General features: G+C 71.3%; 13 protein-coding genes. 7 read left to right on the top strand and 6 right to left on the bottom strand.

Annotation, left to right across the window (positions count from 1 at the left end; genetic code table 11):
• The first annotated feature begins 164 nt into the window (after positions 1–164).
• Both EAO72_RS05230 and EAO72_RS05225 read left to right on the top strand, forming a co-directional pair.
• Complete coding sequence (locus tag EAO72_RS05230; RefSeq protein WP_148016008.1) at positions 165–839, top strand: FadR/GntR family transcriptional regulator; 675 nt, start codon at positions 165–167, stop codon at positions 837–839.
• 249 nt (positions 840–1,088) lie between these two features.
• Positions 1,089–1,301 carry a hypothetical protein gene (locus EAO72_RS05225; RefSeq protein ID WP_148016007.1) on the top strand — a complete coding sequence of 71 codons (213 nt, stop codon included), beginning with the start codon at positions 1,089–1,091 and terminating at the stop codon, positions 1,299–1,301.
• On the opposite strand, the gene EAO72_RS05220 is transcribed toward EAO72_RS05225, so the two are convergent.
• The 4 genes from EAO72_RS05220 to fabG all read right to left on the bottom strand — a co-directional run bounded on the left by EAO72_RS05220 (position 1,267) and on the right by fabG (position 5,080).
• Positions 1,267–2,862 (bottom strand): hypothetical protein, encoded by a 1,596-nt coding sequence (locus EAO72_RS05220; RefSeq protein WP_261991331.1) that lies wholly within the window; start codon positions 2,860–2,862, stop codon positions 1,267–1,269. The two genes, EAO72_RS05225 and EAO72_RS05220, sit on opposite strands and share 35 nt — an antisense overlap.
• 163 nt (positions 2,863–3,025) lie before the next feature.
• Positions 3,026–3,424 (bottom strand): hypothetical protein, encoded by a 399-nt coding sequence (locus EAO72_RS05215; RefSeq protein ID WP_148016006.1) that lies wholly within the window; start codon positions 3,422–3,424, stop codon positions 3,026–3,028.
• Positions 3,425–3,587: 163 nt separating this feature from the next.
• Positions 3,588–4,355: an enoyl-ACP reductase FabI gene (gene fabI / locus EAO72_RS05210; protein ID WP_148016005.1), complete on the bottom strand. Its 768-nt coding sequence runs from the start codon at positions 4,353–4,355 to the stop codon at positions 3,588–3,590.
• A 5-nt stretch (positions 4,356–4,360) separates the two neighbouring features.
• Complete coding sequence (fabG, locus tag EAO72_RS05205; protein ID WP_148016004.1) at positions 4,361–5,080, bottom strand: 3-oxoacyl-[acyl-carrier-protein] reductase; 720 nt, start codon at positions 5,078–5,080, stop codon at positions 4,361–4,363.
• Positions 5,081–5,327: 247 nt separating this feature from the next.
• Between fabG and EAO72_RS05200 the strand changes: the two genes are divergently transcribed.
• The 3 genes from EAO72_RS05200 (at position 5,328) to tyrS (ending at position 9,674) form a co-directional block, all read left to right on the top strand.
• Complete coding sequence (locus EAO72_RS05200; RefSeq protein ID WP_148016003.1) at positions 5,328–6,851, top strand: TldD/PmbA family protein; 1,524 nt, start codon at positions 5,328–5,330, stop codon at positions 6,849–6,851.
• 79 nt (positions 6,852–6,930) lie between these two features.
• Positions 6,931–8,325 (top strand): metallopeptidase TldD-related protein, encoded by a 1,395-nt coding sequence (locus EAO72_RS05195; protein WP_148016002.1) that lies wholly within the window; start codon positions 6,931–6,933, stop codon positions 8,323–8,325.
• Positions 8,326–8,405: 80 nt separating this feature from the next.
• Positions 8,406–9,674, top strand: coding sequence for a tyrosine--tRNA ligase (gene tyrS / locus EAO72_RS05190; protein WP_148016001.1), 1,269 nt, complete (start codon positions 8,406–8,408; stop codon positions 9,672–9,674).
• 70 nt (positions 9,675–9,744) lie between these two features.
• On the opposite strand, the gene EAO72_RS05185 is transcribed toward tyrS, so the two are convergent.
• Positions 9,745–10,020, bottom strand: coding sequence for a GlsB/YeaQ/YmgE family stress response membrane protein (locus EAO72_RS05185; RefSeq protein WP_148016000.1), 276 nt, complete (start codon positions 10,018–10,020; stop codon positions 9,745–9,747).
• Between the two features lie 245 nt (positions 10,021–10,265).
• On the opposite strand from EAO72_RS05185, the gene EAO72_RS05180 reads away from it, so the two are divergent.
• Together EAO72_RS05180 and EAO72_RS05175 are read left to right on the top strand one after the other, a co-directional pair.
• Entirely contained in the window at positions 10,266–10,643 is a 378-nt protein-coding gene (locus tag EAO72_RS05180) for a DUF3099 domain-containing protein (RefSeq protein WP_148015999.1), read from the top strand.
• 220 nt (positions 10,644–10,863) lie between these two features.
• Positions 10,864–11,160 (top strand): hypothetical protein, encoded by a 297-nt coding sequence (locus EAO72_RS05175; RefSeq protein ID WP_148015998.1) that lies wholly within the window; start codon positions 10,864–10,866, stop codon positions 11,158–11,160.
• Positions 11,161–11,191: 31 nt separating this feature from the next.
• Here the strand turns inward: EAO72_RS05175 and moaA are convergent, their stop codons facing one another.
• Positions 11,192–12,181 carry a GTP 3',8-cyclase MoaA gene (gene moaA / locus EAO72_RS05170; protein ID WP_148015997.1) on the bottom strand — a complete coding sequence of 330 codons (990 nt, stop codon included), beginning with the start codon at positions 12,179–12,181 and terminating at the stop codon, positions 11,192–11,194.
• Positions 12,182–12,297: the final 116 nt, after the last annotated feature.

The raw sequence follows: 12,297 nt of genomic DNA, 5'->3' as shown, positions 1-12,297 counted from the left end.
GGCCAGTGTCCTGGTGGGGGTCCGGGGAGGGGTCTCGTCGTCAGGCATGGGGTCATCATAGAATCATGGGATGATTGCTTGTCCAATCCTCTGAGAAGATGCGGATACCTCCGCGAGACGGCGGCGGCCACCGCCGTCCGCCGCCCACCCGAGCAAGGAGCACCATGGCGCTGACGTCCCCGCGGCGTTCGGCACTCGCCGACCAGGTGATTGCCCAGCTGCGGAACCAGATCACGTCGGGCGAGTGGCCCGTGGGTTCGCGCATCCCCACCGAGCCGGAACTGGTCGAGCAGCTGGGGGTGGCCCGCAACACCGTCCGTGAGGCGGTGCGCGCGCTCGCGCACAACGGGCTGCTCGACATCCGGCAGGGTTCGGGAACCTATGTGGTGGCCGTCAGCGAGCTCGCCGGGGTGATGCACCGCCGGTTCGCGTCAGCCGATCCGCGCCATGTGGCCGAGCTGCGCTCGACGCTGGAGTCTTCGGCGGCACGCCTGGCCGCCGGGCGGCGCACCGAGCGGGACCTGAAGCAGCTGGACGCGCTCATGCGGCGCCGCGAGGAGACCTGGGCGGCGGGCGACGCCGAGGCGTTCGTGGCGGCGGACGCGACGCTGCATCTGGCCGTGGTCGCCGCCTCGCACAACGAGGTGCTCACCGGGCTCTACGCCGACCTGGGTGACCTGCTGAAGGATTACCTGCGAAGCGACGTCGGCCCCGAACTGGGGCCGGAGAACCTCATGGATCACGGCCGGCTGGTCGAGGCGATCCGGGCCGGCGACGCGGAGGCCGCCGCGGCGGAGGCCGCGAGCCATGCGCTGAGCTGCCTGGTGGACCGGGTCTAGGGGCGCGTTTCGTACGTCCCGCCTGCCCGGCGACGCCACTTCCGACCCCCTGCCCCGGCACCCGTCCCCCCGTGGGTCAGGTGTGCGGGCCGGCGCACGTACGCCGGTCCAGGTCCCCGTGACCCGGGCGGCGCATCATCGTGGACACGCTCCCGCGCGCCCTGCCCTCTCCCGTCACACCCCCTTATGCTGCGGTTCGCTCGGTCCGTTTCGCCCTGTCCGGTCTGTCCGCCCACCGCGGGAGGTCCTGTGCAGCCCCGTCAGATGTACTGCTTCACCTGCGATTCCGACGAACAACACCGTGCCCTCACCACCGATGAGAAGGTGTGGCTCAGAGCCCACACGGGCCGCCGGAGCGTCGAGGAGTTCTTCATGTGCGCCGCTCCCGAATGCCGCAACCTGCGCACCGGCTTCAACAAACGCCCGTTCACACCGGTGATCCGCGTCCCTCTCCCCGACTGACGGCATCCTTCCGGCCTGGGCCGTCTTCAGGAGTCGGACGGCCAGGACCGGGGCGGTCCGGCGGTGGGAACAGATAGCCGGTGTACGGACCCGCGTCCCGGGTCTCCGCCAGGAAGACGGGCGGCCCCGAGGGGGCGTACGCCGGCCGGTGGCCGCCGCCGGAGACGAGAACGGCCGTCGGGACCCGTCGGGCGGTCTGTCTGAGACCCGCGGGGGTGATGCTCCCGTCGTGCCCGGCGGTCTGCCGTGAGGCGCAGCCCGCGTAGTAGGCGATCGGGACCGCCCGGTCGCCGCTGATCACGCAGGGCGGGCGGATACCGCTGCGGTGGAGCGCGGCGGCCACGGCCTCGAAGTCCGCCGTGGTCGACTTGCTGCTGGCGGACACCCTGCTCGTCACCTGGAACTGCACGGCCAGGTGGGCGGCGAGGACGGCGGCGAGCGCGATGACACGCCACTGCCGCGCGGCGGTACGCCCCGGCCGCCCGGCGGGACGCCGCGCCCAGCCGTACAGGCGTACCAGGCACTCCGCCACCGGCAGGGACAGCAGCGCGTAGGCGGGCAGCAGGAAGCGGGGTGCGGCGTACTCGATCAGGAAGAGGTACGGCACCGCCAGGGACACCGCCGTCCCGGTCGCCAGCAGGATCGCCGTTCCCCGGCCCGCCCTGCGCGCGACGGCCGCCCCGCCCGCGGCCAGGAACGGCAGCAGGGCCCACCAGACCGTCGTACCGGGCCGCTTCCACGGGATGGTGCAGGGACGGCAGAGCGTGCGTCCCTCCAGCGCCTTGGCCTGGTCGTCGACCGCCATGTTCCAGCCCAGACCGCCCTGGATCTCGCTGGCCCGGTGCAGCCGGCTGAGCGGACCCCCGTAGTGCGCGAACGCCTCCACGACCCATGGTGCGGCGCCCGCGAGGAGCCCGACGGCCAGCGCGGCGAACATCCGCGGCCTCACGACCGTGACCAGCAGCAACGGCAGCGCGAGCCACACCCCGTCGGCCGGCCTTATCAGGACGACGACCGCGACCGCCGCCCCCGCTCCGAGGAGCTCGGCCCGGCCCGCCCCGCGCTGCACGGCGCGCGCGACCCACCCGGTGGCGGCCAGGGCGCCCAGCGCGCACCAGAGGTTCGGCATGGCCATGGAGCCGTAGAACAGGGTCGGCCACAGGGTGGCGAACAGGGCTCCCGCGCAGACCAGGACACGGCCGGGCACCAGGGTGCGCCAGACCCGGAAGGCGACGACGAGCGCGCCGGCCGAGAGGACGGCGAGGTAGATCCGCAGGACGGTCGTGGACGCGGTGAGGCCGGCGACCGGAGCGACCAGGTAGGAGATGCCGCGGGCGCGCGGGGCGCTGAAGAACGCGGCCGGGGCGTCGCCGCCGGCCTGGCTGACGTAGACGGTCTCGTCCCAGCCGAGGCCCGATCCCGGTACGACGACGACCAGTTGGACGGCGACGCAGAACACCGCGATGGCCGCCAGCCAGGGCAGCGGCCGCGGCGAGGACCCGCGGGCCGGCTCCGTGGACGCGCGCACCGGGGCAGGGCTCGGGGCCCGCAACTCGTACATGACCGCTCCTCGGCAGGGCGGTCGGGATGAGCCCCGACCGGGGCCAGCCTGCCCGATCCCCGCGTGCCGAAGGAGCCGGGCGCGCCGTACGGCACGAAGCCCTCTTCCTTTGCCCGGAGCGCCGCGGCTTCGTCCTTTGCCGGGACGCCGCGGCTGCACGCGGCTAGGACGCCGTGGCCCGGTGCGTCTCGGTGGCGTGGGTGACCCAGGCGGAGCGGACTTCCTTCCAGCAGCGGTCGTCCAGCCGTACGGTCCGGCCCGCGGGGACCTCGACCGGCCTGGAGTCTGCGTCGATGTCCCACCAGCGGGCGCATTCGGTGTGCAGCTGGACGCGGTCGGCCGTGGGGTACGGGTTGTGGCAGTACGCGACGACCCGGGAGCCCTTCACCGACGTACGGCATTCGGCGCCGGAGGGCTCGGGGTCCGGCGCGGGAGGCGCGCCCGCGCCGGCGGCTCCGCCCTGCCCCGCCGCGTACAGACCTACGGGCACCAGCAGCCCGGCGACGACGACGGAGGCCACCAGCAGGGATCGGGTTCGGGTTCGGTGACGAGTACCGCGCACAGCGATCTCCTCCCCTCAGCCTGACCAGAAGTCCGGTTCCTCCACATTCTGCGGTGGATCAACCAGCTTTTCGACCTGAGCGCCGGGAGGCCGGGCGGGGCAAGGGAAACGGCCGCGCACCACCCCCGGAGGAGGCGGTGCGCGGCCGTGGTGCGCGAGAGGGTCAGGCACCCATCATGTGCACGCCACTGTCGACGTGGATGATCTCGCCCGTGGTCCGCGGGAAGAAGTCGGAGAGCAGCGCGACGATGCCGCGGCCGGCCGGCTCCGGGTCCTTCATGTCCCACGCCAGCGGCGCACGGGTGTTCCACACGTCGGCGAGCTCGCCGAAGCCCGGGATGGACTTGGCCGCCATGGAACCGATCGGTCCGGCCGAGATCAGGTTGCAGCGGATGCCGTCCTTGCCCAGGTCACGGGCGAGGTAGCGGGAGGTGGCCTCCAGCGCGGCCTTGGCCGGGCCCATCCAGTCGTACTGGGGCCAGGCGTACTGCGCGTCGAAGGTGAGGCCGACGATCGAGCCGCCCTCGCTCATCAGCGGCTTGCACGCCATGGCGAGCGACTTCAGCGAGAACGCCGAGACGTGCATCGCCGTGGCGACCGACTCGAACGGGGTGTTGAGGAAGTTGCCGCCCAGCGCGTCCTGCGGGGCGAACCCGATGGAGTGGACGACACCGTCGAGGGAGCCGAGCTCGTCGCGCACCAGACCGGCCAGCCGGTCCAGGTGCTCGGCGTTGGTCACGTCCAGCTCGATGACCTTGGCCGGCTTGGGCAGCTTCTTGGCGATGCGCTCGGTCAGCGTGGGCCGCGGGAAGGCGGTCAGAATGATCTCCGCGCCCTGCTCCTGGGCCACCTTGGCGGTGTGGAACGCGATGGACGACTCCATCAGCACCCCGGTGATGAGGATGCGCTTGCCGTCGAGAATTCCGCTCATGGTGATCAGTGACCCATGCCCAATCCGCCGTCAACGGGGATGACGGCTCCAGTGATGTACGACGCGTCGTCGGAGGCGAGAAAGCGCACGGCGGCGGCGATCTCGTCGGGCTGCGCGTAGCGGCCCAGCGGCACCTGGGACACGATGCCCTTGCGCTGCTCCTCGGTGAGCGCCTGCGTCATGTCGGTGTCGACGAAACCGGGCGCGACGACGTTGAACGTGATGTTGCGCGAGCCGAGCTCGCGCGCCAGCGACCTGGCGAAGCCGACCAGACCGGCCTTGGACGCGGCGTAGTTGGCCTGTCCGGCCGAGCCGAGGAGGCCGACGACCGAGGAGATGAGGACGACGCGGCCCTTCTTGGCCCGCAGCATGCCGCGGTTGGCGCGCTTGACGACGCGGAAGGTGCCGGTGAGGTTGGTGTCGAGTACGGACGTGAAGTCGTCCTCGGACATCCGCATCAGCAACTGGTCCTTGGTGATACCGGCGTTGGCGACCAGTACCTCCACGTTGCCGTGCTTCTCCTCGATCTCCTTGTAGGCCTGCTCCACCTGCTCGCTGTCGGTGATGTCGCAACGGACCGCGAGAACACCGGCCTCGGTGAGCGCCACGGGCGGCTCTCCGGAACGGTAGGTGATCGCGACCTTGTCGCCGTTGTCGGCGAAAGCGCGGGCGATGGCGAGGCCGATGCCCCGGTTTCCTCCGGTGACGAGAACCGAGCGGCTCAACGGATCACCCTTTCGGTAGCGGTCTGGTACCTCGAAAACCTATCGGTACCGTCCGCCCCACGAGGAATCGGCCCCTGACAGCGCCTTCGGCCGGGCACTGTGGGGTTCCTACAGTGACGCGCCCCTCGTCCGGCCGCCGGCGGCCCGTGCCGGGCGGGGCGGGAAATCGGCCGCGACGCCGCTGCGGCCGTGCTTCACTGCCTCGTAAACGATCCGAGGGTATGTGAACGCAGAGGAGAGGCCGCCCGTGCCCCATGAGGTAGATCAGTCGTTCCTGGCCCTCCCGCTACGGCCGCTGGCCGACGCGGCGCTCGCCCGTGCGCGGGCGCTCGGGGCCGTGCACGCCGACTTCCGGTTCGAGCGGGTGCGCAGCGCCACCTGGCGGCTGCGGGACGCCCGGCCGGCCGGGTCGTCGGACACCACCGATCTCGGGTACGCGGTGAGGGTGGTGCACGGCGGGGCGTGGGGGTTCGCCTCCGGCGTGGACCTGACGATGGACGCGGCGGCGAAGGTGGCCTCGCAGGCGGTCGCCATGGCGAAGCTGTCGGCGAAGGTGATCGCGGCGGCGGGATCGGACGAGCGGGTGGAGCTCGCCGACGAGCCCGTACACGGGGAGCGGAGCTGGGTCTCGGCGTACGAGATCGACCCCTTCGCCGTACCTGCCGAGGAGAAGGCGGGGCTGCTCGCCGAGTGGAGCGGCCGGCTCCTGGGGGCGGACGGCGTCGCGCATGTGGACGCCTCCCTGATGACCGTCCACGAGAACAAGTTCTACGCCGACTCCGCGGGCACGGTCACCACCCAGCAGCGGGTGCGGCTGCATCCGCAGTTCACCGCGGTCGCCGTGGACGCGACGACCGGCGAGTTCGACTCCATGCGCACGATCGCGCCGCCGGCGGGACGCGGCTGGGAGTACCTGACCGGGACCGGCTGGGACTGGGACGCGGAGCTGGAGAGCATCCCGGGGCTGCTGGCCGAGAAGATGCGGGCGCCGAGCGTCGAGGCGGGGACGTACGACCTGGTCGTCGACCCGTCCAACCTGTGGCTGACCATCCATGAGTCGATCGGCCACGCCACCGAACTGGACCGGGCCCTGGGATACGAGGCGGCGTACGCGGGGACCTCGTTCGCCACGTTCGACCAGCTGGGCAAGCTGGCGTACGGCTCCCCCGTGATGAACGTGACCGGCGACCGCACCGCCGAGCACGGCCTCGCGACGATCGGGTACGACGACGAGGGTGTCGAGGCGCAGTCCTGGGACCTGGTCAAGGACGGGACGCTGGTGGGCTACCAGCTGGACCGCCGGATCGCGAAGCTGACGGGTCTGGGCCGGTCCAACGGGTGCGCGTACGCGGACTCGCCGGGCCACGTCCCCGTCCAGCGCATGGCGAACGTGTCGCTCAGGCCGGATCCGGGCGGGCTCTCCACGGAGGACCTGATCGGCGGGGTGGAGCGCGGGATCTACGTGGTCGGCGACCGGTCCTGGTCCATTGACATGCAGAGGTACAACTTCCAGTTCACGGGACAGCGGTTCTTCCGGATCGAGAACGGCAGACTGGCCGGGCAGCTGCGCGATGTCGCCTACCAGGCGACGACGACGGACTTCTGGGGCTCCATGGAGAAGGTGGGCGGCCCGCAGACGTACGTCCTGGGCGGCGCCTTCAACTGCGGCAAGGCCCAGCCGGGCCAGGTCGCGGCCGTCTCCCACGGCTGCCCCTCCGCCCTCTTCCGGGGCGTGAACATCCTCAACACGACGCAGGAGGCCGGGCGATGAGCGGCGACCACGGAACCGGTGGGTCCGGGGGGCGGCCCCCGGGCAGGCACAGTCTCAACACGACGCAGGAGGCCGGGCGATGAGCCGCGTCAGCAAGCCGTACGAGATCGTCGAGCGCGCGCTCGCACTGTCCACCGCCGACGGCTGTGTGGTCATCGCCGACGAGGAGTCGTCGGCCAATCTGCGCTGGGCGGGCAACGCGCTGACCACGAACGGGGTGACCCGGGGCCGCACCCTGACCGTTATCGCCACCGTCGACGGATCCGAGGGCACCGCCTCGGGTGTGGTCTCCCGGTCGGCCGTCACCGCGGCGGACCTGGAGCCCCTGGTGCGGGCCGCCGAGGCCGCCGCGCGCGGGGCCGGGCCGGCCGAGGACGCGCAGCCGCTGGTCACCGGGGTGCCGGAGTCTCCGGACTTCACGGACGCGCCCGCGGAGACGGGCTCGGACGTCTTCGCGGCGTTCGCCCCCGCGCTCGGCGACGCCTTCGCCCGGGCTCGTGCCGGTGGCCGTGAGCTGTACGGCTTCGCGAACCACGAGATGACCTCGACCTACCTGGGGACGTCGACGGGGCTGCGGCTGCGCCACGACCAGCCGAACGGGACGCTGGAACTGAACGCCAAGTCGCCCGACCGGTCGCGCTCGGCGTGGGCGGGGCGCTCGACCCGCGACTTCAAGGACGTCGACCCGGCGGAGATGGACGCCGGACTCGCGCGGCGGCTGGGCTGGGCGGAGCGCCGGATCGACCTGCCCGCCGGGCGCTACGAGACGCTGCTGCCGCCGACCGCCGTCGCCGATCTGCTGATCTACCAGCTGTGGTCGGCCACCGCCCGGGACGCCGTGGAGGGCCGGACGGTGTTCTCCAAGCCGGGGGGCGGGACGCGGCTCGGCGAGACCTTGTCCCCGCTGCCGCTGACCCTGCGCAGCGATCCGAACGCGCCGGGGCTCGAATCCGCGCCGTTCGTCATCGCGCACTCCTCCGGGGACGGTGCGTCGGTCTTCGACAACGGGCTGCCGCTGGGCCGGACCGACTGGATCGGCGACGGCCGGCTCGACCGGCTGACGACGACCCGGCACACGGCGGGCGAGACCGGGCTGCCGGTCGCCCCGGCGATCGACAACCTGTTGCTGGAGGGCGGCGGTGAGCGGTCCCTGGAGGAGATGGTGGCCGCGACGACCGGCCGCGCACTGCTGCTGACCTGCATGTGGTACATCCGGGAGGTCGACCCGGCGACGTTGCTGCTGACCGGGCTGACCCGCGACGGGGTCTATCTCGTGGAGGACGGCGAGGTGGTCGGTGAGGTGAACAACTTCCGCTTCAACGAATCGCCCGTGGACCTGCTGTCGCGGGCCACCGAGGCGGGACGGACGGAGAAGACGCTGCCGCGCGAGTGGGGCGACTGGTTCACCCGGGCCGCGATGCCCGCGCTGCGCATCCCGGACTTCAACATGAGCTCGGTGAGCCGGGGCGTATGACCCGCCTAGACTGACGGTTGCCTTGCGACACACAGATCGGCAGGGCATCTCGAGACACGTAGCTGAGGAGACACGGAACCGTGACGGACATCGTCGACGAGCTGAAGTGGCGCGGGCTGTTCGCCCAGTCCACTGACGAGGACGCACTGCGCAAGGCTCTCGCGGACGGTCCCGTCACGTTCTATTGCGGCTACGACCCCACCGCGGCGAGTCTGCACGTCGGCCATCTGGTGCAGGTGCTCACCATGCGTCGGCTCCAGCAGGCCGGTCTGCGGCCGCTCGCGCTGGTGGGCGGGGCCACGGGCCAGATCGGTGACCCGCGGCCGACCGCCGAGCGCACGCTGAACGACCCGGAGACGATCGCCGCCTGGGTGGCGCGGCTGCGGTCCCAGATCGAGCCGTTCCTGTCCTTCGAGGGCGAGAACGCCGCGGTCATGGTGAACAACCTGGACTGGACCGCGGGCATGTCCGCGATCGAGTTCCTCCGGGACATCGGCAAGCACTTCCGGGTCAACAAGATGCTCACCAAGGAGTCCATCGCGCGGCGGCTGGAGTCCGACGAGGGCATCAGCTACACCGAGTTCAGCTACCAGCTGCTCCAGAGCATGGACTTCCTGGAGCTGTACCGGCGTCACGGCTGCACCCTCCAGCAGGGCGGCAGCGACCAGTGGGGCAACCTGACCGCGGGTCTCGACCTGATCCACCGCCTGGAGCCGGGCGCCGAGGTGCACGCGCTGGCGACCCCGCTGATGACGAAGGCGGACGGCACCAAGTTCGGCAAGTCCGAGAGCGGCGCCGTCTGGCTCGACCCTGAGATGACCACGCCGTACGCGTTCTACCAGTTCTGGCTGAACGTGGACGACCGGGACATCTCGCGCTACATGCGCATCCTCAGCTTCCTGAGCCCCGCCGAGCTGGAGGAGCTGGAGAAGGTCACCGAGGAGCGGCCCCAGACCCGGGCCGCGCAGCGCGCGCTGGCCGAGGAGCTGACGACGCTGGTGCACGGCGCGGACCAGTGTGCCGCGGTCGTCGCCGCGTCGAAGGCGCTGTTCGGTCAGGGCGAGCTCGGCGAGCTGGACGAGGCGACACTGAGTGCCGCGCTCTCCGAGGTCCCGCACGCGCGGGTCACCGAGCTCGGTCCGCTGGTCGACCTGCTGGTCGAGGTCGGGCTGGCACCGAGCAAGTCGGGTGCGCGCCGCACCGTCAAGGAGGGCGGCGCCTACGTGAACAACGTGAAGGCCGTCGACGGCGAGGCGGCTCCGTCCCGCGAGGAGCTGCTGCACGGGCGGTGGCTGGTGCTGCGCCGGGGCAAGAAGAACCTCGCGGCGATCGAGGTCACGGCCGGCTGAGCCGTCACGGCCGTACGACGGCGGGGCACGCGCGACGCGTGCCCCGCCGTCGCGCTGTCCGGCGCGTGGGTCAGGTCTTCTGCCTGCTGCCCCGGATCGAGGCCCAGAGCATGTCGCCGACTCCGACCACGACCACGGCTCCGATCAGCTGGAGCACATGGCGTGTCCAGTCGATGCCCTTGGTGTCGTTGACGCCGATCCAGGTGGCGACAGCATTGCCGAGGATGCTGCCGATCATGCCGAAAATGACCGTCAGCCACAGTGGGATCTCCTGCTTGCCCGGCAGGATCGCCTTCGCGATCAGACCGAGCACCAGGCCCACGATGATTGCCCACAACCAGCTCATGTCGCCTCCTTGTGCGACGCGGTGTCGCGCATGTCCGCCCAGTCTCATTCCTGGGCCGGTACGCCGCATGTCGGACAGGTCCGTACGTGCGACGGGGTGGTCGGGCGTACGTATGCGGCGCGCCCCGGTCTCGAACCCGGGGGAGGCCGGGCGTACCGTGGGATCCGGTCCGGTCCGGGGAGCGTCCGGCGCAGGAACGGGGTCTCCCCCGGTTCGTGATGAGCTCGGGGAAGGGTGGTGGAGACGTGTTGGGGAAGCAGAGCGGTGCGGAGGTCTTCCGGATCACGGGGGCGCGGCAGGGGCTCGCGGAGGATGTGCGCGGCAGGCAGCGGCGCTATGTGATCTCGATGTCCGTGCGCACGGTTTCGGTGGTCGCCGCCGCGGTCCTGTGGAACGTGGAACGCCATGTGGCGATCGTGGCGCTCGCGTTGGGGGTTCTCCTCCCCTACGTCGCGGTCGTCATCGCCAACGCGGGCCGGGAGAACAGCCCGTCCATCCCTTCGACCTTCGTGCCGGCCGCTACGCGCCCCGTGCTGGAAGCCGCGCCGATGGCCGGTCCGGCGGAGTCGGGTCCGGAATCCGGACACGTTTTCCGAAGCCCGGATCCGCGGGAGCACGGCTGAGCCCACGACGGGCCCAAGCTCAAGAAAAGCTCAGATCAATCATGAAGTTCCAGTGCACCGCGGCCCGGTCTGCGTGACATACTTCGTGAGCGCTCCGCATCCCCCGTCGGAGCGACGGACCGACGCCGGGCAGCTCCCCCCGTGGCTGCTCGGCGTCGCCATTTCTCCGGCGGGGATGCCGCACGGTCTGCCGTGCGGCTCAGGCTCTAGGCTTGAGTCCGTGAACTCCCCCGAACCCGATTCCGCCGGACCCGATCGTGCTGGACCCGATTCCACCGATTCCGCGTCCGCGCGTGCTGCCGTCGCGCCCGTCTGCTCGGCCAAGGGCTGCCGTGCCGATGCCGTGTGGGTGCTGGCGTGGAACAACCCGAAGCTGCACACTCCGGAGCGCCGCAAGACCTGGCTGGCCTGTGACGCTCACCGGGAGCATCTCTCGTCGTTCCTGGGCGTCCGGGGCTTCCTGAAGGACGTGGTGACGCTGGCCGAGTGGGAGTCGCGGGACTCGCCGCCCGCGTAACGATCGGGACAGGTCTCTGTCAACGCACGCCCTAGCCGCCGATCGCCGACATCGGGCGGTCGGGCTGGAGGAACGACGGGTCGTCGAGGCCGGAGCCGGCCTTCTTGCCCCACATGGCGACCTTCCAGAGCCGGGCGATCTCCTCGTCCGGGGCCTCGGAGCGCAGGGCGCCGCGCAGGTCGGTCTCCTCGCGGGCGAACAGGCAGGTGCGGACCTGGCCGTCGGCGGTGAGCCGGGTGCGGTCGCAGGCCCGGCAGAACGGCCGGGTGACGGAGGCGATGACGCCGACCCGGTGGGGGCCGCCGTCCACGAGCCAGCGCTCGGCGGGGGCGGAGCCGCGCTCGCCGTCCTCCTCGGCGGTGAGGTCGAAGCGGGTGCGCAGCGACTCGAGGATGTCTCCCGCGGTGATCATTCCGTCGCGCTTCCAGCCGTGCTGGGCGTCGAGCGGCATCTGCTCGATGAAGCGGAGCTCGTACGCGTTGTCCACGGCCCAGGCGAGGAGGTCGGGTGCCTCGTCGTCGTTGAGCCCCGGCATCAGCACGGTGTTGACCTTGACGGGCGTGAGCCCGGCCTCGCGGGCGGCTTCCAGTCCGGCCAGGACGTCGTGGTGGCGGTCGCGGCGAGTGAGGGTCTTGAACACCTCGGGGCGCAGGGTGTCCAGGGAGACGTTGACCCGGTCCAGGCCTGCGGCCTTGAGGGCGGCGGCGGTCCGCTTCAGTCCGATGCCGTTGGTCGTCAGCGACATCCTGGGGCGGGGCTCGAGGGCCGCGCACTGCTCGACGATGGAGACGAGTCCGGGGCGCAGCAGCGGCTCTCCGCCGGTGAAGCGGACCTCGGTGATGCCGAGCTGTGTGACGGCGATGCGGACGAGCCGGACGATCTCGTCGTCGCTCAGCAGGTCGGGCTTGGCGAGCCACTGCAGGCCCTCTTCGGGCATGCAGTACGTGCAGCGCAGATTGCACCGGTCGGTGAGCGATACACGCAGGTCGGTGGCGACCCGGTCGAATGTGTCGATGAGCATGGTGGCCCCCCTCCCCCGGTGACTTCCCGGTTGCGGATTCTGACTCTTCCGAGACTACGCGAGACCAGTGACAACGGAGGGGCCCGTTTGACACGAGGAGCGGCGCGGCCGCGTCG

Origin of the sequence: Streptomyces sp. OR43 (assembly GCF_008042275.1) — a bacterium.
Taxonomy (GTDB): domain Bacteria; phylum Actinomycetota; class Actinomycetes; order Streptomycetales; family Streptomycetaceae; genus Streptomyces.
The sequence above is the reverse complement of the archived record's forward strand: the minus strand, read 5'-3'. Positions and strand labels throughout refer to the sequence as shown.